Origin of the sequence: Nocardioides sp. Soil777, from assembly GCF_001428425.1 — a bacterium.
GTDB lineage: Bacteria > Actinomycetota > Actinomycetes > Propionibacteriales > Nocardioidaceae > Nocardioides > Nocardioides terrigena.
In genome coordinates this window covers 57,211-83,289 of record NZ_LMSN01000020.1, presented here as the reverse complement: position 1 = coordinate 83,289, position 26,079 = coordinate 57,211, and the positions used below count along the sequence as shown (strand labels likewise).

Genomic DNA, 26,079 nt, shown 5'->3' with positions numbered 1-26,079 from the left:
TATTACATGACCGGCCCGACGTTTGCCGTCCACGAGATCCGGCCACGAGAGTGCGCGGCCGCTCAACTCTCGCCCAGTCCGTCGAGCCGTCCGTTTGTTCGTGGAACGGCGGTACCGGCTCGGATGAGGCACAAAGGCCCGTGCGAGGCGGGGGTGCTCTCCCCGGGCTCGTTGCCGGTGTGATCAGTCGGCTTCTGCGATCTGCTTGATCGCGGCGAGGGTCGTGGGGATCCCGGCATGCGCTTGGCGGGTGCGGTCCTCGATCTCGTCCGCAGCGCGCTCGCCGTACTTGTCGGCAAACATCGCCAGTCCTTCCGGGAGGAACTCCCAGGTCTCGGTGAGCCGGGTCCCCGCTCCCACCGACTCGAAGATGAAGCCCCACCGCACGAACGCCCCGCCCACGAGCCAGGCGAACTCCTTGCCGCGGTCGGCTGCGACCACCTGGGACCGGGTTTCCCATGTGCGGTCCGGGAGCTCGTTGCGGCCGGTGAACCAGGCGCCGACCCGACCCGCGTCCGCCTCGTCGTCCCACCAGCACGCCGTACAGACCGGGCTCCACTCACCGGTCCGCGTGATGTCACTGACGAGGTCGTAGACCGCCTCGGGGGTGGCCGCGACGATCACCGCCTCCTGGTGCGTCCTCGACTCCGACTGCGTCATCCGCGGTCGCTCCTCTGTCTCCGGCTGCCGCCGTGCCAGTCCTCCTGCTTGCCGACGGCGCCGGGCTCAACGCCGAAGCCGACCAGTTGAGGTTGCTCGCGCAGGCTGCGCTTCAGCTCGGCGAAGCCGGGGAACCGGGCCAGCCCCACCACGTGGTCCCACAGCTCCCCGGCCCGGTCGGGCTCGGGGAGCCGGCTGATGACGGGGCCGAAGAACGCCACTCCGTCCGGGGGTTCGAAGTGGATGATGGGCGTGCCGACGTCCTTTCCAGTCAGTGCGAGGGCCTCGTCGCCGTCCGCGCGGATAGCGGCGTCCCACGAGGTGTCGTCGAGGGCGTCGGCCAGCTGGGTGGGCAGGCCCACCTCGGCCAGGATGGGCTCGAGGAACTGGCGGCTGCCGTGTCGCCCACGGTTCGCCGTTTCGTCCGCGGGGTCGGTGGGAGGCGTGTCGAAGATGTGTGCCCCGAGCGCGGCTTGGAGCGAGTCCACGGCCTGGCTGCCGTGCTCCTGCCGCGCATGGGCCACCGCGCGCAACAGGCGCAGCCCGTCGGTGTGCCCCGCCTCGTACTCGGGCGGGAAGTGGGCGTCGTAGTCGATGTGCTCGTTGATCAACCGCAGCGAGATGAACCGCCAGTCCACCGACAGGTCGCGCTCGGCCTGCACCATCCGGATCCACTTGCTGGTCAGCCAGCAGAAGGGGCACACCGGATCGAAGTAGAAGCGGATATCAGCGGAGGTCATGGGTCGACACTATGGCGCGGACCAGGACTACGAGTCGCGCAGGGGCGCGCCGTCTGGCCAAGCGGCGACGCACACCTTGTTGCCCGACGTATCAGAGAGGATCCACGCGCCGGGGGCGTTGGAGTCGTCCACCACTCGCCCACCGGCCGCGACGGCCGCCGCGATCCGAGCGTCGGCCTCCTCGCGCGCAACAGAGACATCCACGTGCATCGCGTGCCGCAGCGGCTTCTCGGGGTCGAGGTCCTGCATCCACACCGTCGAGCCCTGACCGAGGGGATCGAGGCAGTTGTCGTCGTGAAGGCTCGCGTATCCGAGGACCGCCCGCCAGAAACCGAGGTCGATCGCCTCCGGCTTGGCCGCGATCGCCACCTGCACCTCGTGGACAGCGCGCCGATCGGCAGTCGCGCCAGACTCTCGCGCCAGGGCCGAGATCGCGCGAGCCACGTCGACATGTCTGGCTTCGGTACCCCACATCTCGCGGGTGAGCTTCACCGTCACATGATCGGACGCGAGGCTCAGCACGGTCCGCGGATCCAAGCCGTCCACGTTCGCCAGGGATGCCGCCAGGCGTGCCGCCTCCTGCAGGCTCCCGACTCGGAACACCGCCGTCGGACCGCCATGGAGGACCACCCAGTCGTCGACCCCCTCGGCGGCCAGGAACTGCCGCCACCCGTCCTCGCTCATCCGGGCATGCTAGTCCCCGGACGGCGCGCTCAGGACTGACCTCGTAGCGTCTCTCGGCCGAGTGTCAGCCGCGCCCGGCGTCGCCACGTCGCGCGACGCCGGGCCACGACCCGCTACCCAACGTTCTGAAGTGCCTTGACCTCATCGCGGGCGGCGACGACGGCGGCCTGCTGGCGTATGACGACCTCGCGGAAGCCTGCGCTGAGGTCCATCGCCAGGGCGTCCTCGTACTCCTTGACCGCGTGGTCCTCGCCGGTCGCGGCCGCCTTGAGCACGGCGTCGGCGTCGTCACCGGTCAGGGCGTCCTTCAGCGAGATCCAGCCACGGTGCACGGCCGCAGCAACCGTGCCGCTCTTGTCGACGTCATCTCCGTACTCGTGGCCGAGGTCGACGATCTCGCGCCAGAATCCTGCGCGCTGCTCGGAGAAGCGCTGGAGCGCCGTGGCCCACTCGGGGTGCTCCCCATCGCGGAGCTTCTCGGCCGCCTCGGCGTAGCCGCGCTCGCCGTCCTTCAGCGTCTCGACCAGTTCCTTGGCCGCCTTGGCGTCATCCGACATGCTGTGCTCCTTCGTGAGGTAGGTCGTCCCACCCTTGCCGACTTGCCACCTCGACGGATCACCCGTGGGGAGGTCGAACTACTTGACCAGGCGGCCCCAAGAGACGGGTGGGGTTCGCGTCGCCGAGAAGAACTCACGTGCCAAGGCGCCGGACAGCGAAGTACGTTCCCGGTCATGACCTCGGATGGATTCGTGCCAGTCGGCTTCGAGCCGCCGACCTCACTCGACACCGACCAGTTCCACCTGGAACCGCTGGGGCCGCAGCACAATCAGGCGGATCACGCCGCCTGGATGTCGAGCATCGATCACATCCGCTCCACGCCGGGCTATCCGGACGGCAACTGGCCGCCACCCGGCGGCATGACGCTCGACGACAACCTCGCCGACCTGCGCCGCCACGCCGACGACTTCGCGCGAGGGGTCGGCTTCACCTTCACCGTCCTCGCGCCGGACAGCAGCCGCGTCATCGGGTGTGTCTACCTGTATCCGACGTCCTCCGAGGAGTCGGACGTGACGGTGCAGTCGTGGGTGAGCGCCGACAGCGCGGACCTCGACGTACCGCTCGCGGACGCCGTCGCCCGCTGGCTCGCCACGGACTGGCCGTGGGAGCGCATGGACCGCTGCGGGCGCTGACGCGTGAGGCCCGGACCCGTCGGCCGGGCATGCCATCGGGCCGTCTGCGGGCGACGTACGAACGTCTGCTCGTCCTGATGACGGCGGACCGGGGCGTCAGCCGCGTCCCCACACTGCGCTCACCAGAGCCTGGCGCACGGGCTCGTGGGCGATCGGCGGCAGCTCCTCCGGGCCGAACCACCTGATGTCGGTGTGTTCCTCGGGAGCGACGTTTGTGGGAGCTCCCTCCCACTCACCCACCAGCCAGGCACTCAGCAGCACAGGCTCTTCCGCAGGTCCGGCGGTCATCCGACACAGATGCATCGTCGAGCCGGTCGCGATCTGTACGCCAAGCTCCTCGCGCAGCTCTCGTGTGAGCGCGCCCAGCTCCGACTCGCCATCCTCGATGCCCCCACCAGGCAGGTCCCACTGGTCCGGGTACGCACGCTTGTGCGGACTGCGGTGGGCGAGGAGGACCCGGTCCTCACTGACCAGCGCGCCGACGACGACTCTGTGCATTCGCGCAGCAAAGCACGGGCGTCCGACAGCGAGCGACCGGTTCGGAACGGCAGGTCGGACTCAGAAGCCGCCGAAGTCGAAGCCACCGCCGTCGAAGCCGCCACCGTCGAAGCCCCCGCCGTCCCCGCCACCGTCGAAGCCCCCGCCGTCGCCCCCGCCGTCACCTCCGTCGCCGCCTCCGTCACCACCGCCGTCGTAGCCGCCCCCGAGGTCGCCGAACATCATCCCGCCCATGAACATCCACGTCATCGGGCCGAAGGCGCCGAAGTAGCCCATGGCGTAGGGCTCGTAGGCACGGCCGCCCTGCCAGTAGGGGACCCGCTGGGCCCCGACCATCACCTTGCGGACGTCCGGCTCGGCACCGGCGTTGACGCGCTCGACGTCGAGGGCGCAGGCGGGCACGTCTCGCTCCACGCCGTCCGGCGGCACGTAGGGGACGTCGGCGACCGAGGGACCGTGGCGCGGGTCGAAGAAGCACGGCGGCCGCCTGGTGGGCAGCGGCTTCCCCTCGACCCGGGCCCGTACGCAGGCGACGGCGTAGCGGCCGTCCTCGACGATCTCGGTGATGTGCCGGATGTCCTCCGGCTTGGTGATGGAGTCACCGGCGAGCTTGGCCGACTCGTAGGCGTCGAGCGCGCGCTGGTAGTCGGCGTTGGCGCCGGCGTCCAGCTCGTGTCCGCTCATCTCCAGGTCGAGCTCCTGGAGGTCCACACCGAACGCGGTGATGTCCTCGAAGGCCAGCTTGCGCACCGGAGCGAGCTCGTCCTCGCGCCGAGTCAGCTCGCGCTCCTTGCTGCGACGCGACTGGACCACGACAACGGCGGCCAACGCACCCAGGACCAACACCAGCAGGATCAGCTCCATGACGAGATCCTATGTCGCGGGCGTTGGAGAGCCCCCGGATCAAGGTCTTGCCTTCCCGAGCCGCGCCAGAGGACCTCGCGTGAGCGGGTGAAGGGACCCGGCGCGCGTCAGCAGAATTGATGACTTTGCGCAATCGTCCACGAGCCTCACCCGCAGCGGTCTACGGTCTGAGCGCGTCAAGGATCTCTTGACGTCACCACCTGCCCGTCCGCTCTTCTCGCGTACGCGGCGGTGTCGCGGCTTGAAGACACAGGCCACGTCCAACGCGATTTCCGCATGCCCATGCGAGCGCCTACGACCACACACTCTGGGGAGAGACCATGAAGATCAAGCACGCCCTGGCGGCATCCATCGCCGTCCTCGCCCTCGCCGCTTGCGAGGTGCCCGAGGACGGCGGCACTGCTGCGGACCGCAGCGAGGTCAACAACAAGAAGGCTGGCAAGAGCGTCAAGGCGGCGAAGGCAAAGTCGGACGCCCAGAAGGAGTCCGTGCCGCAGGAGAACGCGCGAGAGTCGGCCGAGAACTATCTGGACTTGATGGCCTACTCGCGATCCGGCCTCATCGAGCAGCTGGAGTTCGAGGGCTACTCGACCAAGGACGCCACCTACGGGGTCGACGCCCAGAAGGCGGACTGGAACAAGCAGGCCGCAGCGTCCGCCGAGAACTACCTCGACATGATGGCCTACTCGCGATCTGGCCTCATCGACCAACTGGAGTTCGAGGGCTACACGACTGCCCAGGCCACCTTCGGTGCCAACAAGGTCGGTCTCTGACCTCACCCCAGAGGACCTCGGCCGGTCTCCGCCCCGACCGGGGTGGGGACCGGTCGACGGCGTGATCGTTCAGCCAGTCCGGGGCCGGACCTTGGTCGTGTCGCCTCGACGGCGACGCCGCACCACCGCCCCACCCGCGACGGCGACGGCAGCCACGAGCCACCCGGCGAACACGTCGACGACGTAGTGCTCACCGGTGTAGACGAGCGTGAGCCCCATCGCGAGCGCGTAGGCGACCAGCACGACCCGCCACAGCGTGCCGGCGATCGGCCAGAGGAACAGCGCGACCAGCAGGGCAGCCCCGGCGTGCAGGGACGGCATCGCCGCGACCGGGTTACTCCCCTCCTGCCCGGAGGCGGTCAGGGTGCCGATCCAGTTGAGGTGCAGCCACTCCCAGCCGATGTTGGAGATGCGCTCCACCGTCCCGATCTCGCCCTGCTCGGAGGCCAGCCACGGTGGGACGGCGGGATAGACGACGTACCCGCTCACCCCCAGCACCGTGAAGACGAGCAGCGCCCCCAGCCAGGCCTTGAAGCGGTCCCGCAGCCAGAACCACGCGACGGCCGTGACGATCGGGATGGAGACGAAGTGGGTGACGTAGACGAGCGCGGCGACTGCGTCGTACCAGTGCGGCGACCCGTCCACGAGGCGCTCCTGCAACCACACGGACGGGACCGCACCGAAGATCGCCGCATCGGCCGAGGGCGGCCCGGTGACATGGACGCCGAAGCCGAGCCGGTTGGTGGCGGCGCCGTCGCCCTCCTCGAGCGGGGCGCTGATCCAGCCCGCCACGGCGTACGCCGCCAGGATCACGCTCAGCGGCGACCACGCGATGAGGAGCTGGGCGATGGGTCCGTGCCGGGACTCGCTCGACGCGGCGGGGACGGTCGAGGTGGTGTCGACGGCGCGCTCGAAGTCCTGCTGTGTCATCGGGCGAGGCGCGCGAGCAGCGCCGTGGTCCGGATCCGGTTGTAGCGCTGGATCACGATGAACGGCGCGTTGACCAGCACGCCGTACGTCACCAGGATCCCGGCCGCGAGCGGCGGGTTCCACAGGACGAAGAGCGGCGAGCAGGCCATCGCCCACCAGTGCCCGAGCTCCGCACGGCGGGTCTCGCGGACGAAGAGCTCGAGCCCGGCGACGTCGTACGACGGCAGCTGGCGCTTGCTGACCCCGCCGGCGAAGAGGGCGCCGGCCTCGGGCAGCCGGTCCTTCCAGCGGTTGATCCGCAGCCAGCGGCGGTAGCGGTCGGCAGTCTCGAACGACCGCGGCCGCAGCCACCACCCCTCCCGGCTCAGCCGTCGGTCGTCGAGGCGGTGGGCCGCGTAGCCCGTCGTGCTGTGGAAGAAGCCCCACGCGACCACGTCGACGGCCACGGTCACCGTCTGCGGCATGACCAGCTCGAGCATCAGGCCACCTCCCCCGCCGACTCGGAGGACGCAGTGGACGACGAGGACCTCCGCAGGTCCACGGTCCGACCCCGCCAGCGCACCGAGCGGCGACCGACCGTGTGCAGGGCCGACCACCCGAAGATCACGTCGAAGGCCAGCAGGCACACGGGGAAGAGCGCCCAGGTCCACCAGCGGAACGCGCCGATCCGGCGCAGGATCCACCGCAGCTGCGCCGCGACCGCCACCCACGCGGCCGCCCACACCCACGGGCCCCCGACCATCAGGGACGCGCCCCACCCGGTCGCGGCCTCGACCAGCGCGAGGAGGGCGCCGACGGCGACGGCGTGGTGGGCGCTGATCCACAGCACCGCCCCGAGCGTCGGTCCGGGGGCGGCGGCGGAGGCGCCGGAGGCGAAGTTCTTGGTCCAGCCGTCGGCGAGCTGGCGCAGCCCGCCGGGATAGCTGCGCATCCGGATCGCGTCGCCACCGACGGCGCAGAGCACCGGCAGCCCGGCCCGGTCGTACGCCGCGGCGAGTTGCACGTCGTCGAGGATCTCGCCCCGCACCGCCGCGTGTCCGCCCGCGCGCTCGTAGTCGACGCGCGAGGTCAGCAGGCACGGTCCGAAGGCCATCGGCCGCGCCGGGGGGCGACGGGTGAAGGCGCCGCTGGCGAGCAGGGCCATCACGTTGAAGTACGACGACAGCTGCTCGTAGGGGCGCACCACCGCGTGGAAGGGCTGCACCGACACCAGTCCCCCGTGCCGCTCGTGCAGCCGGAGCAGGCCGTCGAGGGCGTCCGCCTCCAGCACGGTGTCGGCGTCGAGGAAGAGCAGCAGGTCGCCGTGGGTGGTCTCGGCGCCGAGGTGGCAGGCCCACGCCTTGCCGGTCCAGCCGGGCGGCGGGGGCGACGCGGGCAGGACGGTGGCGCCGGCGGCCAGGGCGACCGCGGCCGTCGCGTCCCGCGACCCGTCGTCCACCACCACGACCTCGATCGCGGGTGCCCCGAGCCGCTGCAGCGACGCCAGCAGCGCGGGCAGCGTGGCCTCCTCGTCACGGGCGGGGACCACCACCGACACCGTGGGCGACCCGTCACGACAGGCGCCGCGCGGGACCGTCCGCAGGTCCGCGAGGAGCCGGAGCGCGACAGCTCCCACGGCCAGCAGGACGACGAGGATCAGGACGTCAGCCATGGCGGGACACCCGGGTGACGACGAGCGGCATGCCGCCCGCCGGGTGCACGGCGACCTGCGCCTGCGCGGCCGGACGGGTCCAGCCCGGCGGCACCGACAGCCGGTGGTCGCGCAGCAGCTCGCTGAGCACCAGCACCATCTCGCCGAGCGCGAACTCGCGCCCGATGCACAGCCGCGGCCCCTGCCCGAAGGGGAGGTAGCCCTCTGGCCGCTCCGTCCCGGAGCCGAGGAAGCGCCCGGGGAGGAAGGCCAGCGGGTCGGACCAGGAGTCCGCGCGGCGGTGCAGCAGCCACGGGCTGATGATCACCAGCGTCCCGGCCGGGACCTCGCGGCCACCGATGACGTCGGCCTGCTGCGATCGGCGCGACAGCGCCCACGCCGGTGGGAAGAGTCGCAACGACTCGTCGACGACGGCGCGCGTCCACGGCAGCGTGGAGCGGTGACCGAGCAACGACACCGGGCCCTCGTGCGAGACGAGCTCGGCCCGCAGCCGGTCCTGCGCGGGCTGGTCCTCGGCCAGCAGCATCAGCGTCCAGGCCAGCGCCCCGGCCACGGTCTCGTGGCCGGCGATCACCATGGTGACCAGCTCGTGGCGGATCTCCTCGTCGGTCATCCGGCTGTCGAGGAGCAGCCCGAGCAGGTCGTCGCCGTGGGAGCCGGGCGAGGACAGCATGCGCGCCCGGCGCTCGGCGACGATCTCGGCCGAGATCTCGTCCAGCCGCCGCCGGGTGGCGCGCAGCCGCAGGTTGGTGGGCGTCGGGGTCCACGCGGCAGTCGGCAGGATCGAGCGGCCCAGCCGGACCACCAGCTCGGCGGCGTCGCTGGTCGCGTCGAGCAGCTGCTGCGCGTGCCCGGAGAGGTCGGCGGAGAAGAGCGCCCGACCGACGGCGTCCAGCCCGATGCGGTGGGTGAGCGCGGCGACGTCGACCACGTCGCCGTCGGTGAGCGAGGCGAGCCGGGTGGCGATTGCCGACGACGCGGCGGCGCGCACCTGGTCGCCCACCGCCACGAGCCGCTGGTGGTGGAAGGCGGGCGCGGCCAGGCGGCGGTGCTCGATCCAGTCGGGCTCCGACGACGCGAGCAGGCCGGGGCCGGTGACCCGGGCCAGCGCGGCGTACTGCACCGTCTGCTTGCCCCAGTGACGCGCGGAGGTCTGGAGCACGTGCCGGGCGTCGACAGGGTCGTTGACCAGCAGCGCGGGCGCGCCGGGGACGGGGAAGGCGACGAGGTCGCCGTACTGCTCGGACACCTGGACCAGGAAGGACAACGGGTCGGCGCGCACCGAGCGGAACGCGCGCGCCATGTCCAGGCTGGTGGGGCCGGGGATGCCGAGGTCGGTGGGCTGCATCGCCTGCAGCCGGGTGGCGACGCTCACGCGACCTCCTCCCGAGCGAGCCCGGGGTCGTCGCCGCTGCGCCGGCCGAGCCACATCCAGGCCACGCACGACGTGAGCACCAGCGCGAAGCCGAAGGCCAGGTCCTCCACCGGCGCGTAGAGGATCCGGCCGTCGCCGAAGAGGGTCACCCGCTCGTCGCCGATAATCGTGTCCGGGTCGTACTGCACGATGCGGCGACCGGTGAGCCAGCCGTTGGTGAGCAGCTGGAAGAAGACGATGATCGCGTACGCCGACCACCAGGTCCGCGTGGTGGTGAGCCGGGTCCGGGCGACCCAGCGGTCGAGCGCGATCGCCACCAGCACGCCGGTGACCGCGAGGGCGGTGTAGGTCACGACACCCTCCGCTCGTCGGAGCGGTCGTCAGCCGCCCGGACGCCGCCGCGGCGGCCGGCCGCGCGGACCGCCTCGAAGGTCAGCACCGACACCAGCGGGATGACGACGAAGAAGGCGATCTCCTCCAGCGGCAGCCCGGCGATCCGCGGCGGCAGGGTCTGCCCGGCGTCGAACCACCAGTGCCCGGTGTGGGTGGCGTAGAGGTCCCAGACGACGAACGGCGTGCCGGCCAGCAGGATCGTCAGCGCCAGCCGGCGACGCTGGCGCAGCACGCGCAGGCGGAAGGCCGGGACGAGCGGCAGCGTCCCGGCGAGGCAGAACACGAGCATCGCGACGTACGACCAGTGCGGCAGGCTCATCCGCTCACCGGCAGGGCCGACCGGTCGCCGGTCAGGCGCTTGAGCACCAGCTCGGCGCTGATCAGGCACATCGGGAGTCCCACACCGGGGACCGTACTGGCGCCGGCGTAGAGCAGTCCGTCGACCTTGGACGACACGTTGCCGGGGCGGAAGAACGCGCTCTGCCGCAGCGTGTGCTCGAGGCCGAGCGCACCGCCGCGCCACGCGTTGTACTGGAGCTCGAAGTCCTCCGGCCCCACCGTGTGGCGGACCAGGATGCGGTCGCGCAGGTCGGGGACGCCGGCCCACCGGGACACCTGGTCGATCGCGGCGTCCGCGGCCCGCTCCACCAGGTCGGACCCCTCGCCCTCGTCGCCGCCGCGACCGATGGTGACGTCGGCGGGCACGGGCACCAGGACGAAGAGGTTCTCGCAGTCCTCCGGCGCCACGCTCGGGTCGGTCTCCGACGGCTTGCAGACGTAGACCGACGCGGGGTCCGGGACGCGGGTGTGGCGCCCGAAGATGTCGCCGAAGTTCTGGTCCCAGTCCTCGGTGAAGAACAAGGAGTGGTGGGCCAGCTCCGGCAGGCGCCCCGCGACGCCGAGCATCGCGAGGACGGCGCCCGGCCCCGGCGAGCGGCGCTTCCACGAGGTCTCCGGGTGCGTCTGGAGCTCGGTCGGCAGCAGCGCGGTCTCGAGGTGGTGGAGGTCGGCGGCGCCGACGACCACGTCCGCCTCGACCGTACGACGCTCGCCGCCGGCCGTGGTGTGCTCGACGGCGGTCACGTGGGGTCGCCGCCCCGTCCCCCCGGTGAGGATCCGCGTCACCGCGGCGCCGGTGTGCAACCGGGCCCCGTGCCGCTCGGCGAGGGCGGCGATGACCTCGATCAAGCGGGTGAAGCCGCCCTGCGGGTAGAGCACCCGGTCACCCAGGTCGAGGCGGCTCATCAGGTGATAGAGGCTGGGCGCCCGGCTCGGCGACGAGCCGAGGAACACCGCGGGATAGCCGAGCACCTGGCGGAGCCGGTTGTCGGTGAACTGCGCGGCCACGTGGCTGCCCAGCGACCGGGTCAGCAACCGGCTGAGCGCCGGGGTGCGGCGGATGACGTCGGTGCGCAGGAAGGACGAGGTGGAGTCGAAGTTGCTGTAGAGGAAGCGGCGCAGCGCGACGTCGTACGTGTCCTCGGCCGACCGCAGGTAGGCGTCGAACCGCTCCCCGGCCCCGGGCTCCAACGACTCGAAGAGCGCCCGGTTGTGCGCGCGGTCGGGGCGGACGTCGACCGGGTCGGGGTGGCCCTCGAAGAACACGCGATAGCTCGGGTCGAGGGTGACCAGGTCGAGCTCGGCGTCGGCGGTGGTGCCGAGCAGCGAGAAGAAGTGCTCGAAGACCTCGGGCATGAGGTACCACGAGGCGCCGGTGTCGAAGCGGAAGCCGTCGCGCTCGACGCTCCCGACCCGGCCGCCGAGCTCGTCGTTCTTCTCCAGCAGGTCGACGCTGTGACCCTGGGCGGCGAGCAGCGCAGCGGTGGCCAGGCCGGCGATCCCCCCGCCGATGACGACGACGCGGCGCGGGCCCTCCCCCGCCGCCGAGGACCGGCCGGTCCGGTCGGGGAGCAGCGAGGTCATGCGCGGCCCCCCCGCATCGCGCCGGCGGCGAGCCGGAGCTTGACGACGTCGGGGACCCGGACGCGACTGCGCCGGATCTCCGCGGCCGGGGTGGCCCGGAGGCGGGCGGCGAGCTCGGCGAAGGTGGCGTGCGCGACCCGGACGGCACGACGGCTGCTGGTCGGCAGGTCCGGTACGACGGCGGCGGCCGCCGCGAGGTCGGCGTCGATGTCGTCGAGGATGCGGTCCCGGTCGGCGTCGCAGAAGCGGTCGACCTCCAGCCCCGGGAAGTAGCGGCGGCCCAGCGTGTCGTGGTCCTCGGCGAGGTCGCGCAGGAAGTTGAGCTTCTGGAAGGCGGCGCCGAGCCTGCGTGCACCGGGCGCGAGCCGGTCGTAGCCGGCCGCGGCGTCGTCGGTCCCGGCGAGGAAGACGCGCAGGCACATCAGGCCGACCACCTCGGCGGAGCCGTAGACGTAGCGCTCGAAGCTCTCAGGATTGTGGACCGTGGTCTCGAGGTCCATCCGCATCGAGGCGAAGAACGGGTCGATGATGTCCTCACCGATGCCGCAGCGGATCGCCGAGCGGGCGAAGGCGTGCACCACCAGGTTGCCGCTGTAGCCGGTCCGCAGCGCGTGGCGCACGTCCTCCTGGAGCCAGTCCAGCATCGTGGCGCGCGGCCCGGTCCCGAGCGCGGGGTCGGGGTTGTCGACGATCTCGTCGGCCACCCGGACCAGCGCGTAGACGTTGCGGACGTGGGTCCGCACCGGCTCGGCGAGGAGTCGCGACGCCAGCCCGAACGAGCTCGAGTAGGCGCTGATGACCACCGCCGCGCTGCCCTCGGAAACGGAGTCGTAGAGGCTGCGCGGACGCCGGCGGGGCACGAGGAAGAGGCTCACGCCGCCACCTCGGTGGCGGCGCGCGGGGAGCGCATCCCCACGGTGTCGAGCAGGTCGGTGGAGATGCCCAGCGGCTCGAGGATCTCCCGCGCGGCGGTGAAGTGCTGTTCGGCGAGCTCCTCGATGAAGAGCCGCGATCCCGACGCGGTGAGCAGGCGCCGGACCTCCCCCAGCTCGTGGTCGGACAGGTCGCGACCGATGTACGGCCGGATCCGGTCCCACTGCGGCGTCGAGCGGGCGTGGGCGAGCAGCGGGGTCTGCTTGCGGGTGCGGAGGTCACTGGTGACCGACTTGCCGGTCCGCGCCGGGTCGCCGAAGACGCCGAGGAGGTCGTCGACGAGCTGGAAGGAGATCCCCAGCACCCGCCCGGCCTCGCCGAGCTGGGCCACGGTCTCGTCGTCGGCGGCCGCGAGCACGGCCCCGGCCTGCAGGGGCAGGGCAAACGAGTAGGCGCTCGTCTTCTGCTCCTCCATCGCCAGGCTCTCCCGCAGCGACGCGCTGCCGATGCCGAGCGAGAGGCGTACGTCGGCCAGCTCGCCCGCCGCGGTCGTGTGCAGCGCCGCGTCGAAGAGGTCGAGGAGCCGGTGCGTGACGTCGGTGGGTGCGCCGCAGGTCGCGACCGCGCGGACTGCGGCGGTCAGCGCGAGGTCGCCGGCCAGGATGCCGGCGGTGCGGCCGTAGGACGCGGCCTCCTCGGCGGTGGTCCCGGCGTCGTGGGCCCGGGCGTGGAAGGTGCCGCTCACGTTGGGCCGGCCGCGGCGCACGTCGTCGCCGTCGATGACGTCGTCGTGGATCACGAAGGCCGTGTGGAGCAGCTCGACCGCCGCCCCCACGTCGGCCGCGGCGGCGGCGCAGGAGCCGTCGAAGGCGTCGTGGGTCGCGACCACGAGAGCCGGTCGGAACCGCTTGCCGCCCTCGGTCGCCGCGGTGAGTGCGTCCCAGAGGCGAGCGTGATCGGGACCCGCCGCCGCCGCGCGCGAGCGGCCGCGGTCGAGCAGCCGCCGCAGGGCCTCATCGGTGCTGGCTGAGTTCACTGGGTCCTCCCGACTCGTGGCGCAGGCACCAACCTACGCAGTACTTCCACAATAATCTACACACTGTGTGGAAGTATCTGTGAGTCGACGCCGCTCCGCGAGACCTGCCGGGGGGCTCCGTTCAGCCCAGCAGCGCGTCCGTGGCCGGATCGGGCTTCCCGCCGAAGAACCTCTCCAGGACCTCGACACAGCAGCGCTCGTCGGGGTCGGCGCGGGCGAAGAGGGTCATCGAGGAGCGCAGCTTCATCGCGTCCACGGAGCCGAGGACCGCGACTGCCGACGTGTCCCGAAGGTCGAGCAGGGCCCGGCAGCACTCGCGCAACCGCGCCCCGAGCACCGGGTGGTCGAGGTAGGCGCGGGCCTCGGCGAGCCCCTGCACGGCGTACGCACGGGCCATGTCGCTGCGGCCGAGGCCCTCGAGCTGGGGGAACACGAACCACATCCAGTGGCTGGTCTTGCGGCCGGCGCGCAGCTCGCGCAGCGCCCGGTCGAACGTGTCGTGCTCGTCCTGCGCGCGGACGAAGCGTTGCAGGTCGGCCACGCGGGTCCCCCTCGGCTCGTACGACGCCCGGTCAGGCGCCGACGTCACCCTCCGGCGTACCCGGCGCGGCGATCTCGATGCTCGCCTCGTCCGGCATGAGGAACCACAGCAGCGGGTAGACGAGCAGCTGGCTGCCCGGCAGGACCATCAGCAGCACCACGAAGATCACCCGCGACAGGCCGGGCTTGATGCCGAAGCGGCGCCCGACGCCGGCGCAGACACCGCCCAGGATGCGGCCGTCGCTGGCACGGACGAAGCCCTGGCGGGCGAAGGCGGAGCGGATGGAGTCCATGGTGGTCCTCTGGGTCGGTGGCTGGTGGGTCCAGCGTGCTCCCCCGGGCCGCGCGACACCATGGGGATCAGCCCTGGTCCTACCCCGACGCCGTCCCTAGGCTGTCGTGATGGGTCTCGTCACCGCAGACATGGCAGTCTCGCTCGATCTCGTCGGCGCGGGACGCGACCAGTCGCTGGAGCATCCCTTCGGACCGCACGTGGGACACCGGCTGCACACCTGGATGTTCGAGCACGAGGACGAGAGCGCCGACGAGCTCGCCGCCATCCTGCACGCCCGCGCCTACGTCATGGGGCGCCACATGTTCGGCCCGGGCCGGGGCGAGTGGGACCCGGAGTGGCAGGGCTGGTGGGGTCCGGAGCCGCCGTACCACGCCCCCGTCTTCGTGCTCTGTTCCCGACCCAGAGAGCCCCTGGTCATGGAGGGCGGGACGACCTTCCACTTCGTGACCGACGGGATCGACGCCGCCCTCGAGCGGGCCCGCGGGGCGGCCGGCGACGCCGACGTCTCGATCGCCGGAGGGGTGGGCACGCTCAACGCCTACCTCGCGGCCGATCTGGTCGACGAGCTGCGGCTCCACGTCGTGCCCTTCACCGTCGGCGAGGGGCTGCGGGTCTTCGACGGCGTGCCGCACCTGACCATGGAGCCGGTGTCCAGCCGTACGACACCGCACGTCACGCACCTGACCTGGCGACGGCCCTGACGGCCTCGGCTGCGCCGGTGACGTGGGGTGTCACGTCCGTAGGGGTGGGCGACACGCGCCCTCGGGTAACTCCCGTGGGGTGCCGACGGTTGGCACAGTCATGACCATGACCGCGCCGTCCTCCTCCACCCTGCCCGCCGTCGCCTGCGCCCCGTGGTGCGTCGACGGCAGCGGCCACACGGACGCTGTCTTCCCCGAGGACCAGGTGTGCCGGGGCGAGACCGTCGAGGTCGAGCTCACCCGCCAGCCGCTCGTCGAGGCGGGCGAGGACGAGTGGGTGCGCGACGTCGTGCGCTTCTACCTGCTCCGCCACGCGGGCGCGCTGATGACGACGATCGAGATGTATCGCGGCGACCTCGGCGAGACGGTGTCCCTCGCGGTCGACGAGGCCGAGGCGCTGGGCGACGCACTCCTCCGCGCCGTGCAGCAGGCCCGCGCCGGCGCCGCGACGTCGACGCCCGCGTGAGCAGCACCCGCACCCTCGCCGGCGTCGGGGCCCTCGCGCTGATCGTGCGGCCGGCCTACATCGCCACCGAGTACGTCGTCGCGGCGGCGACCACGGGCGGCTACAGCTTCGTCGCCGACTCGGTGAGCAGGCTGGGCGAGGTCGGCTGCGCGCCTGCCTACTGCTCACCGCGGCACGAGGTGATGAACGGGTCCTTCATGGTGTTCGGGGTGCTGATGGCCGGCGGCGCGCTGCTGCTCGCCCGGCCCCTGGGGCCGTGGGTCACTGGTCTGCTCGTGGTGTCCGGGGTGAGCTCGTTCGCCACCGGCCTCGCGCCCCTGGACCAGGACGCCACCCTGCACGCCCTCGCGGCGACCCCGCTGTTCGTCGCGCAACCCGTCGCCCTGGTCCTGCTGGGACTGCGGCTGCGGGAGCAGAGCCCGCGGCTGGCACGGGCACTCCTCGCGACGGGGGCCGTGACCGCTGCGGCGGCTGCCGCCTTCGTGCTCTCCGGGGACGACAGTGCCGTGGCCGGGGCCCTCGAACGACTGGCGCTCTGGCCCGTGCTCTTCGGGCTCGCCGGCGCCGCCTGGGCCCTCCTACCCGGCCGTCGACCGGCCGGGCCCACCTCGTCGGCCTAGCCGACGACCCGGATCGCCGACCAGGCCTCGTCGCCGACGGTGGCAGCGATCCAGTCGAGCACGGCCTGCCGGTCGGTCCGGAACGAGAAGTCCACGCCCCGGCACCAGGTGCTCATCCCGAAGGACGTGACGCCGACGATCAGGTTGCTCTCGGAGTCCCCGTAGAAGAGGGGGCCGCCCGAGTCGCCGGAGCAGGTGCCGCCGCGGCCGGGGCCGTTGCCGTTGGTCTGCACGTTGAAGCCGTCGTTGAGGTGGCTGCGCAGGTTGGTCAGCTGCGTCTCGGCCATGAGCCGCTCGCGGAAGGTCACGAGGGTGACCGGGTTGGTCTCGGTCACGCCGTAGCCACTCGCGGTGAAGGTCAGGTCCTGCTGTCCGCGCTCGGTGGCCAGGTCGTCGAGCGTCCCCGCCGCCGCCAGCTCGCCGTACTCGGGCATGTCGATCGCCTGGTCGAGGATGACCAGGCCGGCGTCGCTGGTGTCGGGGAGGCTGCCGAACCTCGACCAGCCGTAGTTGTAGATCTCCTTCGAGGTGGCGCACGTGATGCCGAGGGTCCCGTCGGCGCAGTACTCCGGGTAGCCAGTGGTGGTGTCCACCTGGAGGGTTTCGTCGTAGTCGGCGCCGGCGTCCTGCTGGAAGTAGACACGGGCGGTCACGGCGCCGGTGTCCTTGGACGTGCAGTGACCGGCGGTGAGGAAGACGGTCTCCGACAGGAGCGACCCGGTGCAGCGCTGGAGGTAATCACCGCCCGCGTCGTAGAAGGCGACGAGCCCGACGAACGGGTGCTCGTCGTCCTTGACGTAGTCCCCGGTGATGGCGCCCGCCGGGGGTGAGGCGACGGTGACGGCCATCAGCAGGCCCGCCAGCAGAACCAGGACCTTGCGCATGCGTCACTCCTCCCGAGCCGGGCGCCCTCTGCGCACGACTCATCCGATACCGCGGACGAGCCTGCCACAGGAGCGGCCCCGGATCAGGCGAAAGCAAAGACTCGGGGCAGGGAGCGGGACTACGGACAGCCGGTCACCTTCAGCACCTCGCGCTCGACCACTGTCTCCTCGCCGTGCTGGGTCGTGTGGAAGCGGTAGAAGATCCGCACCTCGCCGAAGAAGTCGTGGAACGTCGTCACTCCCACGAACGCCTTGCCCGGAGTGGCGACGAACCGGTTGACCTCGGTCAGCCGTCCCGTCAGGTCGGGGAGGGCCGGGTCGTCGTAGTCGCTGACGTAGGTCACGACGGCGACGTCGCGGTAGGAGAAGGTGCCGTCGGGGCGCTGGAAGAACTGCACCTGCTCCATCGTCCGGTGGAAGGTGGTCGTGTTGGCGCGGGGGCCGCAGATGTCGCCGTCGAACACGGCCGTGAACGTCACGTCATGGTCGACGACGGTCGGAGCACCGACCGGCTCGGCCGAGGCAGGGCCACCGAGGAGGAGCACCAGCGGGAGGAGGAGCAGCGAGCCCAGCAGTCTGCGCATCGGGTCGGCCTTCGAGTCATGACTCAGGCTGGAGCATCGGGTCACTCCACTGTGTCCGACGCGGGAGCACCGGCCCATAGTCCGTTCGGGCTCCTGCTCGTCGCGGTGGAGTCGCGCGCGGCGGAGTGCTGGTCGGTCGCGGCGTAGCTCGCCAGCACCCTGAGGGCGTCGTACGACGGGGTGCCGGGCTCGGCGACGTAGATGAGCAGGGTCTGTCCATGGTCGGGCGCGGGGAACGACTCGTAGGAGAGGTCGAGGTCGCCCACCACGGGGTGGTGGAGCCGCTTGGTGCCGGTGGCGTGGAGGCGGACGTCGTGCGACGCCCAGCGGGTCCGGAACTCCTCGCTGCGGGTGGAGAGCTCGCCGACCAGGTCCGACAGGTTGCGGTCGTAGGGGTCCCGTCCCGCCTCCGCGCGGAGGATGGCCACCGTGTCGTCGGCGGCCTTGTCCCAGTCCCGGAGGAAGTCCGGTGCGCCGGGGTCGAGGAAGGTGAAGCGGGCGCTGTTGGGGGGCTCGTCGCCCATCGCGAGGAACGGGGAGAAGAGGGCACGGCCCAGCGCGTTGCCGGCGAGGTGGTTGAGACGCCCGTCGTGGACGACGGCGGGGGCGCCGGTGATGGCGTCCAGGACGTGCTGGACGGTGGACCGCACGACCGGGACCGGCGTACGACGCCGCGGGGCCCGGGTGGCCCCCGAGGTCCGGACCAGGTCCAGCAGGTGGCGGCGCTCGGCGTCGTCGAGCCGCAGGGCCCCGGCCACGGCGTCGAGGATCCCCTCGGAGACGCCCGCCGCGTCCCCGCGCTCGAGCCGGGAGTAGTACTCGACGCTCACCCCGGCGAGCATCGCGACCTCGACCCGGCGCAGGCCCGGCACCCGACGACGCCCGGCCGGCGGCAGCCCCGCCTCGGCGGGACTGATCCTGGCTCGTCGCGACATCAGGAACTCGCGGATCTCGGCTCGGTTGTCCACCCGGTCCACGCTACGTGCGGTCCACGGTGCGTGGGGTGCCCTGCCGGTGCACCCTTCGAGCGGGACTCCCACCCGCCCGCGCGCGGTGGTTGCGTAGGTGTCGACAACGAAGGATCCGCACCACGACCAGAAGGACCACCACATGACCGACAAGCAGGTCTGGCTCATCACCGGCGCCGGACGCGGCCTGGGCATCGACATCGCGAGGGCCGCGCTCGCGGCCGGGCACGCGGTCGTCGGCACCGCCCGCAACGCCGACAGCGTGACGAACGCGCTCGGCGCGCACGACGACCTCCTGGCCGTCCCCCTGGACGTCACCGACCCCGCGGCGGCCGACGCGGCGGTCGCGGCCGCCGTCGAGCACTTCGGACACCTCGACGTCCTCGTCAACAACGCCGGCAGCTTCAACGCCGGCTTCTTCGAGGAGATGGCCCCCGAGGACTTCCGCGCCCAGATCGAGACGACCCTCTTCGGACCGGTCAACGTCACCCGCGCCGCACTGCCGCAGATGCGGGTCCAGCGCTCGGGACTGGTCGTGACCGTCTCCTCGACGGCCGGCATCGCCTCGACCGGCGACTTCCTCACGGCGTACGCCGCCTCCAAGTTCGGCGTCGAGGGCTTCATGGAGGCCCTGACCGGCGAGATCGCCCCGTTCGGGATCGGGACCATGCTCGTCGTACCCGGGTTCTTCCGCACCGAGCTCCTCACCCCGCAGTCGACCAGCTACGCCGAGCCCTCCATCGAGGACTACGCCGAGCGCACCCGCGCCACGGTCGCCGCCTGGCATGGGATGGACGGCCAGCAGGGCGGCGACCCCGCCAAGCTCGCCGACGCCGTCGTCCGGCTCGTCGCCCTCGACGAGCCGCCGCTTCGCTTCGCTGCCGGCGCCGACGCCGTCGCCCTCTTCGAGACCAAGGCCCGGACGCTCCTCGACCAGGCGGACGCACACCGAGAGCTCTCCAGCAGCCTCGGCATCGACGCCTGAGCGGTCACTCGTGGGGCGGGAGCGTCACGACCTGCCCGGCGTAGGACAGCCCGGCCCCGAACGCGATGAGCAGCGCGACGTCGCCTGCCTCCGCCTCGCCCGAGCGCAGCATCGCCTCCATCGCGAGGGGCACCGAGGCCGCCGAGGTGTTGCCGGAGTCGACGATGTCGGTGGCCACGGCCACCGACTCGGGGAGCTTGATGTTGCGCGACAGCGTCTGGGTGATGCGCAGGTTGGCCTGGTGCGGGATGAAGGCGTCGAGCTCGTCGACCGAGATCCCGGCCGCGCGCAGCGCCTCGTGGGCCACGTCGGCCATCGCGAAGGGCGCCCAGCGGAAGACGGCCGTGCCCTCCATCTGCACGACCGGGTGGTCGGCCCCGGACCCGTGACCGCCCAGGCAGCTGGGGGTCTGGTTGATGACGTGCGCCTGCGAGCCGTCCGATCCCCAGGCGGTCGGGCCGATGCCGGTCGCGTCCGCGGGGCCCACGACCACGGCGCCCGCGCCGTCGGCGAAGATGAACGCCGTCCCGCGGTCGGTCGGGTCCATGAAGCGGCTCAGCTGCTCGACGCCGATCACCAGCACGTACTTCTCCGCGCCCGAGCGGACCATCGCGGAGGCGAGGTTGAGCGCGTGGCAGAAGCCCGCGCAGCCGGCGGAGACGTCGAAGGCCGCGGTCGTCGAGCCGAGCCGGGTCGCGACCTGCGGGGCCGAGGCGGGCGTGTGCTCCGGGTGCGTCGAGGTGGCGACGATGACGCAGCCGAGCTGGTCGGCGGTCACCCCGGACACGGCGAGCGCGCGCTCGGCCGCGGTCGTCGCCATCCCGATCAGGGTCTCGTCCTCACCGGCGAAGCGCCGCGTCTTGATGCCCGACCGGGTCTGGATCCACTCGTCGTTGGAGTCCAGCACCTCGCAGATCTCGTCGTTGGTGACGACCCGCTCGGGCCGGTAGACCCCCAGGCCCAGCATCGCCGCGTGCGTCATCTCTGTTGCCTGCTGGATCGTCATCTCGCGAGCATAAGCCTCCCGATTACGGGGCTGACCCGACGGCGTACGAGTGCTTGACTGCCACCATGAGCATCGTCCGCTGGCAGGACCTCTGCATCGACGCGATCGACGTCGGGATGCAGTCCGAGTTCTGGGCGGCCGTCAGCGGGCTCGACATCGCGGACGGCGAGGCCCCGGCCCGGCTCGGGGGCCCGACACCGGCCCACTCGCTGTGGGTCAACCCCGTCGACCGGCCGCACCTGGTCAAGAACCGCGTCCACCTCGACGTCTACTGCGCGTCGATCGACGACCTGCTCGACCTCGGCGCCTCCGTGCTCGAGCCGGCCGATGAGACCGGGTTCGGGTGGACGGTCATGGCCGACCCGGAGGGCAACGAGTTCTGCGCGTTCTTGCGCACGCCCGACCGGCTGCCGGACTACCGCATCCACGGAATCGGCATCGACTGCGGGGACGCCGAGGCCCAGGCCCGCTGGTGGGGTGAGCTCTTCGGCGCCGAGCCCGAGTTCCAGGCCGAGTACGACGTGTGGACGCTGACCGGCGTCGCGGTCGACGAGACCATGACGCTCGACTTCGCGCCGGTGCCCGAGCCACGCACCGAGCCCAACCGCGCGCACTGGGACGTCAAGGGTGATGTCGACGAGCTGCTCGCGCGGGGCGCGACCCACCTGTGGGACCAGCCGCACTGGACGGTGCTGGCCGACCCGGAGGGCAACGAGTTCTGCGTCTTCCCGACGGCCTGACGTCCGACGAGGAAGCGCCCGTCACGCGAGTGCTCAGGTGACGTGCACGGCGGCGGGGCCGGCCGGGACGTCGTACAGCGGGGAGGCGCTGCCGCCCTCGAGCGAGGTCAGGATGTGATGGGCGAGACGGGCTGTCGGCGGCGCCTGGGACAGGCCCTCGGCGTCGGCCGACTCCTCCGGCCAGGTGCCGGGGAGCTGGTGGCGCGCACGGGCGCGGAGCAGCTCGAGGGGACGCCAGCCCGGGATGGGCCGGGTGCGGACCGGGGCGACCTGCTCGAGGGTGTCCCACCGGCCGAGCCACAGCTGCACGTAGAGGTCGAGCGCCGCACACAGGACCGCAGGGTGCTCGCTCACCACGAGGAAGCGGTGGTGGACCTGGTAGTCGTACGTCTGGCGTGGGCTCCGCACGACACCGGCGCGCACCGCGACGACGTCGAGGTCGAAGCCGCAGGTCTTCGCGTCCTTGAGGCGTGCGGCGCACAGCCGCGCGACGCTGGCCCAGTCACCGGCCACCACGTCGGTGAGGGTGTCCAGGGCGGGTGCGAGCAGACCGGCGCCCGGATGGGTGATGGTGACGGTCATGCAGGCTCCTCCCCCCGTCTCGCACGCCCGTCCGGCGCGCACCCCCACACTTCGGCGCCGGCCGGCGATCGGATGGAAACGTGCGCGCTTTTCCCGCGAACGGGTGACGCGGCGAGAGGGCGGCTAGACAGCCGCGGCCGCCACCACACGACGTGCGACACCGGCGTGCGGTCCTAGGGTGATCGCCGTGGACCTGACCCTGGCCGACGTCACCGCCGACAACTGGCGCGAGGTCGCTGACCTCGCTCCCCGCGACGAGCAGCGCCGGTTCGTCAACGCGCTCGCCGCGCTACCTGCTCCTCGGCGTCTACGGCGACACGTGGCACAACCTCGGTGTCCTCGAGGGCGAGACCGCGGTCGCGCACGTGATGTGGGGCGTCGACGACGACGGTTCGCACTGGATCGGCGGGCTCCTCGTGGACGCGGCACACCAAGGTCGGGGCGTCGGCCGGGCCACCGTCGAGCTGCTGCTGGAGCGGTGGCGCGCGGACCACCGCCTGGTGCGGGCCTCGTGCCACCCGGACAACGCCGCGAGCCGCGGGCTCTTCGCGTCGCTCGGCTTCGTCGAGACCGGCGAGTGGGACGACGACGAGCTGGTGGTGGAGCGCCAGCTCTGACCGCCCGGCCCGCGTGCAGCAGCGGGCCGTGATCCTCCACAGCACCTCAACGGCCAGCCGGGGAGCGGCGTCGTGCCCGTCCGGCTCGCCGGTGCCCTGGTCGTCGGGCTCAGGCCGCTCCTGACCGGCCGGTCCGACCCTGCGACCGGGAGGGAGGTCCGGCGCATTCGCCGCGATCGCCCGCGGATCGTCATGAACTCATCTACCGTTTCTCAAGAATCTGGCAATCCCCCTCGGAGGGACCGCAATGAGCCCCCGCCTGACCCTGTCCCGCGTCACCTTCGGCCTTGCGATCGGCCTGATGATGGGTGCCGCGGTGACGGTCCCAGCCTCCGCCGGGCGACCGACGCCGCAGCCCGAGCCCACCGACGGGCGCGTCCTGGGCATCGCCGTGGCGGGAGCGCCCACCGAGCTGTCCGAGGCCCTGTCGATCTCTGAGCGCACCGGCGCTGGCCTCGACCAGATGACCTTCTACGCCGCGTGGTCCCGCGGCGGCGACTTCCCCGCCGCAGACGCGTCGCGGATCACGGGGGCGGGCGCCGTGCCGGAGCTGACGTGGGAGCCCTGGGACCCGGCGGCGGGCCTCGACCAGCCGGCGTACGCCCTCGACACGATCACCGCGGGCGCGCACGACGCCTATCTCAAGCGGTGGGCCACGCAGGTCCGGGCGTGGGGGAAGCCGCTGGTGATCCGCTTCGCGCACGAGATGAACGGCACCTGGTATCCGTGGGCGGAGGGCGTCAACGGCAACGGGGCCGGCGACCACGCCGCTGCCTGGCGCCACGTCGTCGATGTCTTCCGCCGCGCCAAGGTCGGCAACGTGACCTGGACCTGGTCGGCCAACGTGCCCTACCCCGGGTCCACCCCGCTGGCAGCGCTCTACCCGGGCGACTCGTACGTCGGTCGGGTGGGGCTCGACGGCTACAACTGGGGCACCACCCAGGCGTGGTCGACGTGGCAGTCGTTCGGGGAGGTCTTCGGGCCCGGTGTGGCCGAGCTCCGATCCGTGAGCAGCCGGCCCGTCCACGTCAACGAGACGGCAGCCCCGGAGGCCGGCGGCGGCGACAAGGCCGCCTGGATCGCCGACATGTGGGCCTGGCTGGACGCGCACCCGGAGGTCCGCGGCGTCACGTGGTTCTCGCTGCTCAAGGAGGCCGACTGGCGCATCGACAGCTCGGACGCCTCGCTCGAGGCGTGGGGTGCGGGCGCTCGGGTGTTCTGAGCGGGCTACGACCTCAGCGGGCGCGACCCTGGTTGCGGCGGTCCTTGATCGTCTGCACGGCCTGCTTGATCTTGGCCTGGTTGTGGGGCTTGCGCGCCTCCGTGTAGACCATCTTGGCGACTCCGAGGGCGCCTGCCTTCTTCATGATTCCCATGGTTGAAAACGTAACGGAGCGGACCAAAGCGGCCCCCGAGCACGACGGCCCCGCCACCAGGAGGGAGAGAGGTGGCGGGGCCGCGTGCGGTCGTGGGACTGCGGTCAGCGCAGGACGCCGCACAGGGCGGGGTCGGTGGCCTCGGCGGGCAGGCTCGGGTCGAGCTCGCTGGCGCCGGCGCCCTCGAAGTCGTAGGTGCCGTTGCCGTTGTGGTCGACACCGTGGATCACGATGACGCCCTTGCCGTTCTTGATGGCGCGGGTCACGGCGCCGGGAGCGAAGTTGATGGTCCGCTCGTACTTCTCGATGCCCTTGGGCGTGGTCGGGAAGCGGTCGACCGCGAGGCCGCTCTTGGGGCTGGTGTCGCCCGAGGTCGTCAGCGACTTGAGGATCGGGCCGTAGTCCGGGACACCCTCGGCAACGTTGATGCGCAGGTCGTTGTTGGCGTCGTCGAAGACGTTGGGGCACTCGTTGCGGGCGTCAGCACCGAAGTGCAGGTGCTGGGCGTGCGGGAGCTTCTTGGCGAGGCCCCGGGCGTCGATGCGCACGTGCGCCTTGCGACCGGTGAACTCGACCTTGACCTTGCCGGTGGCGCCCGAGTCGTTGAGGGACTTGAGGTTGGCGTCGAGCTGGACGGTGCGGGGCGCGGCCTGCGCCTTGCTGGACTCGGTCGCGCTGCTGGCCTGGACGCCGAGGACACCGACGGTGCCGGCGAGGACCATGGCGCCGAGACCGGCGTAGAGCTTGCGGTGCTGCATGGGGACTCCTTGTGACGAGTGGCGGCCGAGAAGTCGGCCCTCGTGTGGCCTTCGTCACCGGCACTCCATCGGATTGGAGTCCCTCGGAATCAATCGTGCGGACGCAGGTGCAGCCAGGGTCGCTCGAGCGAGAACGCCCGCCCGGTGATGACCTTCGGGGTGATCTCGACGACGTTGTACTTCAACGACGGCACCCACGGGCGCAGCGGCACGCTCTCCGAGCGGTGGGCCTCGTCCTCGGGGAGCAGCCGGGCCGACCCGCGCACGACGACGCTGCGCGCGGCGTCCTCGCCGTACCGGTCGATCTCGAAGGCCACCTCGGAGCCCATCACGACGGACAGGAGCTTGTTGCCCTCGGCGGTCCGGAAGAGCAGCGTCTCCCCGTCGGCCGCGTAGTTGATCGGCGTGATGTGGACCTCGTCGACGAGCCGGAAGGCCAGCCTCCCGAACTCCTCCTCGCGCAGCATCTCCCAGCACTCGTCCAGCGACAGCTGGGTGACGAACTCGTCGGTCACGGCGACCACTCCCTCGTGATGTCGGTCCTTCTCCTCGACGCTAGGCCGCGGGGGTCCGCACCACACAGTGCCGACGGTCCCGCTGCGCCGGGCCTTTCGGTCGCTACCCGCCGGCGGCTCCCTGGAGCTCCCGACGCCGGCGTCCGAACATGTACGGCAGCCCCGCGCCGGCGGCGTACGCCGTGCGCACCAGGCGGCCGCGCCAGGTCGGCTCCGGCAGCGGCGGCGCGCCCTCGTCGAGCCCGGCCACGTCGACGTAGAAGGCCCGCACGGTGCCGATCCCCTCCAGCTCCGGCGCGACCTCGTGGACCTGGTCGGACGCGGTGGACGCGCCGGTCCCGTAGAGCTCCTCGGAGAGGAGCACGTACTCCCGCACCGGGACCGGGTTCTTGAGCAACCGGTGCACCAGGATCACGTCGATCCCGACGAGCTTGAGGCGGTCGCGGATCGTCTGGGTGGCCACCTCGCCCACGTGCGCCACGAACTTGAGGGTCAGGTTGGCCGCCTCCTTGCACCCCGAGCACGGGCAGAGGTTGCGCGCGACGTACTCCCGCTCGACGTGGAAGGCCCGGTGCATCGCCGCGGCCAGCTGGGTGACCTCGCGGACGAGGTCGTCGGGCGCCGTCGAGCCGGCCTCGCGGTAGAGGAACGCCGCGTCACCCTCCACCTCGACCAGCTCGAGGCCGGGAGCGGCGTCGATCACCCGCTCGAGCAGCCGGCCGGTGTTGACCTGGGCGTGCGCGAGGCTCATGCGGTGGGTGCTCATGTACTCGGTGTAGCCGCCGATGTCGGCGATGAGCATGAGCCCCCGGACGGAGGCCATGGCTCACGATGGCAGAAGCCCCGGCCCGC

The 26,079-nt window shown here is 71.9% G+C and carries 35 protein-coding genes; 9 read left to right on the top strand and 26 right to left on the bottom strand.

Annotation, left to right across the window (positions count from 1 at the left end):
- Positions 1 to 183: 183 nt before the first annotated feature.
- From ASG88_RS20755 to ASG88_RS20740, 4 genes are all read right to left on the bottom strand, one after another.
- The gene (locus ASG88_RS20755) at positions 184 to 660 is read right to left on the bottom strand and encodes an SRPBCC family protein (protein WP_056889366.1); all 477 of its coding nucleotides are present in this window, start codon (positions 658 to 660) and stop codon (positions 184 to 186) included.
- Positions 657 to 1,400 (bottom strand): DsbA family protein, encoded by a 744-nt coding sequence (locus tag ASG88_RS20750; RefSeq protein ID WP_056889365.1) that lies wholly within the window; start codon positions 1,398 to 1,400, stop codon positions 657 to 659. Before ASG88_RS20750 ends, ASG88_RS20755 begins: the two co-directional genes overlap by 4 nt.
- 27 nt (positions 1,401 to 1,427) lie before the next feature.
- Positions 1,428 to 2,084 carry a VOC family protein gene (locus ASG88_RS20745; protein WP_056889364.1) on the bottom strand — a complete coding sequence of 219 codons (657 nt, stop codon included), beginning with the start codon at positions 2,082 to 2,084 and terminating at the stop codon, positions 1,428 to 1,430.
- Positions 2,085 to 2,197: 113 nt separating this feature from the next.
- The gene (locus ASG88_RS20740) at positions 2,198 to 2,641 is read right to left on the bottom strand and encodes a ferritin-like domain-containing protein (protein ID WP_056889363.1); all 444 of its coding nucleotides are present in this window, start codon (positions 2,639 to 2,641) and stop codon (positions 2,198 to 2,200) included.
- Between the two features lie 291 nt (positions 2,642 to 2,932).
- Here ASG88_RS20740 and ASG88_RS20735 point away from each other — a divergent pair, with 291 nt between their 5' ends.
- Positions 2,933 to 3,274, top strand: coding sequence for a hypothetical protein (locus ASG88_RS20735; protein WP_200956533.1), 342 nt, complete (start codon positions 2,933 to 2,935; stop codon positions 3,272 to 3,274).
- Between the two features lie 96 nt (positions 3,275 to 3,370).
- Here the strand turns inward: ASG88_RS20735 and ASG88_RS20730 are convergent, their stop codons facing one another.
- On the bottom strand, positions 3,371 to 3,772 hold the full coding sequence (locus ASG88_RS20730) for an NUDIX domain-containing protein (RefSeq protein ID WP_056889361.1): 402 nt from the start codon (positions 3,770 to 3,772) through the stop codon (positions 3,371 to 3,373).
- Between the two features lie 60 nt (positions 3,773 to 3,832).
- Positions 3,833 to 4,636: a hypothetical protein gene (locus tag ASG88_RS20725; RefSeq protein ID WP_056889360.1), complete on the bottom strand. Its 804-nt coding sequence runs from the start codon at positions 4,634 to 4,636 to the stop codon at positions 3,833 to 3,835.
- A 320-nt stretch (positions 4,637 to 4,956) separates the two neighbouring features.
- Between ASG88_RS20725 and ASG88_RS20720 the strand changes: the two genes are divergently transcribed.
- Positions 4,957 to 5,409 carry an Ltp family lipoprotein gene (locus ASG88_RS20720; protein WP_056889359.1) on the top strand — a complete coding sequence of 151 codons (453 nt, stop codon included), beginning with the start codon at positions 4,957 to 4,959 and terminating at the stop codon, positions 5,407 to 5,409.
- Positions 5,410 to 5,478: 69 nt separating this feature from the next.
- On the opposite strand, the gene ASG88_RS20715 is transcribed toward ASG88_RS20720, so the two are convergent.
- The 11 genes from ASG88_RS20715 to ASG88_RS20665 all read right to left on the bottom strand — a co-directional run bounded on the left by ASG88_RS20715 (position 5,479) and on the right by ASG88_RS20665 (position 14,423).
- A complete protein-coding gene (locus ASG88_RS20715) occupies positions 5,479 to 6,339 on the bottom strand; it encodes a phosphatase PAP2 family protein (protein WP_056889358.1) in 861 nt (286 codons plus the stop codon).
- Complete coding sequence (locus tag ASG88_RS20710; protein WP_056889357.1) at positions 6,336 to 6,818, bottom strand: hypothetical protein; 483 nt, start codon at positions 6,816 to 6,818, stop codon at positions 6,336 to 6,338. The genes ASG88_RS20715 and ASG88_RS20710 overlap by 4 nt, the downstream gene beginning before the upstream one ends.
- Positions 6,818 to 7,990 carry a glycosyltransferase family 2 protein gene (locus tag ASG88_RS20705; RefSeq protein WP_056889356.1) on the bottom strand — a complete coding sequence of 391 codons (1,173 nt, stop codon included), beginning with the start codon at positions 7,988 to 7,990 and terminating at the stop codon, positions 6,818 to 6,820. The genes ASG88_RS20710 and ASG88_RS20705 overlap by 1 nt, the downstream gene beginning before the upstream one ends.
- Positions 7,983 to 9,365 (bottom strand): cytochrome P450, encoded by a 1,383-nt coding sequence (locus ASG88_RS20700; protein WP_056889355.1) that lies wholly within the window; start codon positions 9,363 to 9,365, stop codon positions 7,983 to 7,985. Before ASG88_RS20700 ends, ASG88_RS20705 begins: the two co-directional genes overlap by 8 nt.
- A complete protein-coding gene (locus ASG88_RS20695; RefSeq protein WP_056889354.1) occupies positions 9,362 to 9,718 on the bottom strand; it encodes a lycopene cyclase domain-containing protein in 357 nt (118 codons plus the stop codon). The genes ASG88_RS20700 and ASG88_RS20695 overlap by 4 nt, the downstream gene beginning before the upstream one ends.
- Positions 9,715 to 10,077: a lycopene cyclase domain-containing protein gene (locus tag ASG88_RS20690; protein ID WP_056889353.1), complete on the bottom strand. Its 363-nt coding sequence runs from the start codon at positions 10,075 to 10,077 to the stop codon at positions 9,715 to 9,717. The genes ASG88_RS20695 and ASG88_RS20690 overlap by 4 nt, the downstream gene beginning before the upstream one ends.
- A complete protein-coding gene (gene crtI, locus ASG88_RS20685; protein WP_056889352.1) occupies positions 10,074 to 11,681 on the bottom strand; it encodes a phytoene desaturase family protein in 1,608 nt (535 codons plus the stop codon). Before crtI ends, ASG88_RS20690 begins: the two co-directional genes overlap by 4 nt.
- Entirely contained in the window at positions 11,678 to 12,556 is an 879-nt protein-coding gene (locus tag ASG88_RS20680) for a phytoene/squalene synthase family protein (RefSeq protein ID WP_056889351.1), read from the bottom strand. The genes crtI and ASG88_RS20680 overlap by 4 nt, the downstream gene beginning before the upstream one ends.
- On the bottom strand, positions 12,553 to 13,590 hold the full coding sequence (locus ASG88_RS20675) for a polyprenyl synthetase family protein (RefSeq protein ID WP_056889350.1): 1,038 nt from the start codon (positions 13,588 to 13,590) through the stop codon (positions 12,553 to 12,555). The genes ASG88_RS20680 and ASG88_RS20675 overlap by 4 nt, the downstream gene beginning before the upstream one ends.
- A gap of 121 nt (positions 13,591 to 13,711) precedes the next feature.
- Positions 13,712 to 14,131, bottom strand: a complete 420-nt coding sequence (locus ASG88_RS20670) for a DUF1810 domain-containing protein (protein ID WP_056889491.1) — start codon at positions 14,129 to 14,131, stop codon at positions 13,712 to 13,714.
- 31 nt (positions 14,132 to 14,162) lie between these two features.
- Positions 14,163 to 14,423: a PspC domain-containing protein gene (locus tag ASG88_RS20665; protein ID WP_056889349.1), complete on the bottom strand. Its 261-nt coding sequence runs from the start codon at positions 14,421 to 14,423 to the stop codon at positions 14,163 to 14,165.
- Positions 14,424 to 14,532: 109 nt separating this feature from the next.
- Here ASG88_RS20665 and ASG88_RS20660 point away from each other — a divergent pair, with 109 nt between their 5' ends.
- From ASG88_RS20660 to ASG88_RS20650, 3 genes are all read left to right on the top strand, one after another.
- Positions 14,533 to 15,126, top strand: a complete 594-nt coding sequence (locus tag ASG88_RS20660; protein WP_056889348.1) for a dihydrofolate reductase family protein — start codon at positions 14,533 to 14,535, stop codon at positions 15,124 to 15,126.
- Positions 15,127 to 15,232: 106 nt separating this feature from the next.
- The gene (locus tag ASG88_RS23385) at positions 15,233 to 15,592 is read left to right on the top strand and encodes a DUF6907 domain-containing protein (RefSeq protein ID WP_162259881.1); all 360 of its coding nucleotides are present in this window, start codon (positions 15,233 to 15,235) and stop codon (positions 15,590 to 15,592) included.
- On the top strand, positions 15,589 to 16,212 hold the full coding sequence (locus ASG88_RS20650; RefSeq protein WP_056889346.1) for a DUF998 domain-containing protein: 624 nt from the start codon (positions 15,589 to 15,591) through the stop codon (positions 16,210 to 16,212). The genes ASG88_RS23385 and ASG88_RS20650 overlap by 4 nt, the downstream gene beginning before the upstream one ends.
- On the opposite strand, the gene ASG88_RS20645 is transcribed toward ASG88_RS20650, so the two are convergent.
- From ASG88_RS20645 to ASG88_RS20635, 3 genes are all read right to left on the bottom strand, one after another.
- Positions 16,209 to 17,096: a S1 family peptidase gene (locus ASG88_RS20645; protein ID WP_056889345.1), complete on the bottom strand. Its 888-nt coding sequence runs from the start codon at positions 17,094 to 17,096 to the stop codon at positions 16,209 to 16,211. The two genes, ASG88_RS20650 and ASG88_RS20645, sit on opposite strands and share 4 nt — an antisense overlap.
- Positions 17,097 to 17,215: 119 nt before the next feature.
- Complete coding sequence (locus ASG88_RS20640; RefSeq protein ID WP_056889344.1) at positions 17,216 to 17,680, bottom strand: hypothetical protein; 465 nt, start codon at positions 17,678 to 17,680, stop codon at positions 17,216 to 17,218.
- A 41-nt stretch (positions 17,681 to 17,721) separates the two neighbouring features.
- A complete protein-coding gene (locus tag ASG88_RS20635; RefSeq protein WP_082600863.1) occupies positions 17,722 to 18,648 on the bottom strand; it encodes a helix-turn-helix transcriptional regulator in 927 nt (308 codons plus the stop codon).
- Positions 18,649 to 18,790: 142 nt separating this feature from the next.
- Between ASG88_RS20635 and ASG88_RS20630 the strand changes: the two genes are divergently transcribed.
- The gene (locus ASG88_RS20630; protein WP_056889343.1) at positions 18,791 to 19,633 is read left to right on the top strand and encodes an SDR family NAD(P)-dependent oxidoreductase; all 843 of its coding nucleotides are present in this window, start codon (positions 18,791 to 18,793) and stop codon (positions 19,631 to 19,633) included.
- Between the two features lie 4 nt (positions 19,634 to 19,637).
- Here the strand turns inward: ASG88_RS20630 and ASG88_RS20625 are convergent, their stop codons facing one another.
- Positions 19,638 to 20,639: a beta-ketoacyl-ACP synthase III gene (locus ASG88_RS20625; RefSeq protein WP_056889342.1), complete on the bottom strand. Its 1,002-nt coding sequence runs from the start codon at positions 20,637 to 20,639 to the stop codon at positions 19,638 to 19,640.
- Between the two features lie 65 nt (positions 20,640 to 20,704).
- Here ASG88_RS20625 and ASG88_RS20620 point away from each other — a divergent pair, with 65 nt between their 5' ends.
- On the top strand, positions 20,705 to 21,379 hold the full coding sequence (locus ASG88_RS20620) for a VOC family protein (protein ID WP_056889341.1): 675 nt from the start codon (positions 20,705 to 20,707) through the stop codon (positions 21,377 to 21,379).
- A gap of 33 nt (positions 21,380 to 21,412) precedes the next feature.
- Here ASG88_RS20620 and ASG88_RS20615 read toward each other — a convergent pair whose 3' ends face one another.
- The gene (locus tag ASG88_RS20615) at positions 21,413 to 21,961 is read right to left on the bottom strand and encodes a hypothetical protein (protein ID WP_056889340.1); all 549 of its coding nucleotides are present in this window, start codon (positions 21,959 to 21,961) and stop codon (positions 21,413 to 21,415) included.
- A gap of 236 nt (positions 21,962 to 22,197) precedes the next feature.
- On the opposite strand from ASG88_RS20615, the gene ASG88_RS23650 reads away from it, so the two are divergent.
- Positions 22,198 to 22,578: a GNAT family N-acetyltransferase gene (locus ASG88_RS23650; protein WP_321163841.1), complete on the top strand. Its 381-nt coding sequence runs from the start codon at positions 22,198 to 22,200 to the stop codon at positions 22,576 to 22,578.
- A 247-nt stretch (positions 22,579 to 22,825) separates the two neighbouring features.
- The gene (locus ASG88_RS20605) at positions 22,826 to 23,800 is read left to right on the top strand and encodes a glycoside hydrolase family 26 protein (protein ID WP_056889339.1); all 975 of its coding nucleotides are present in this window, start codon (positions 22,826 to 22,828) and stop codon (positions 23,798 to 23,800) included.
- A gap of 13 nt (positions 23,801 to 23,813) precedes the next feature.
- On the opposite strand, the gene ASG88_RS23645 is transcribed toward ASG88_RS20605, so the two are convergent.
- The 4 genes from ASG88_RS23645 to ASG88_RS20590 all read right to left on the bottom strand — a co-directional run bounded on the left by ASG88_RS23645 (position 23,814) and on the right by ASG88_RS20590 (position 26,050).
- Complete coding sequence (locus ASG88_RS23645; protein ID WP_200956530.1) at positions 23,814 to 23,954, bottom strand: hypothetical protein; 141 nt, start codon at positions 23,952 to 23,954, stop codon at positions 23,814 to 23,816.
- 104 nt (positions 23,955 to 24,058) lie between these two features.
- On the bottom strand, positions 24,059 to 24,712 hold the full coding sequence (locus ASG88_RS20600) for a hypothetical protein (protein ID WP_056889338.1): 654 nt from the start codon (positions 24,710 to 24,712) through the stop codon (positions 24,059 to 24,061).
- An 89-nt stretch (positions 24,713 to 24,801) separates the two neighbouring features.
- Positions 24,802 to 25,227: a pyridoxamine 5'-phosphate oxidase family protein gene (locus tag ASG88_RS20595; protein ID WP_056889489.1), complete on the bottom strand. Its 426-nt coding sequence runs from the start codon at positions 25,225 to 25,227 to the stop codon at positions 24,802 to 24,804.
- 103 nt (positions 25,228 to 25,330) lie between these two features.
- Positions 25,331 to 26,050, bottom strand: a complete 720-nt coding sequence (locus tag ASG88_RS20590; RefSeq protein WP_056889337.1) for a DUF2652 domain-containing protein — start codon at positions 26,048 to 26,050, stop codon at positions 25,331 to 25,333.
- Between the last annotated feature and the right edge of the window lie 29 nt (positions 26,051 to 26,079).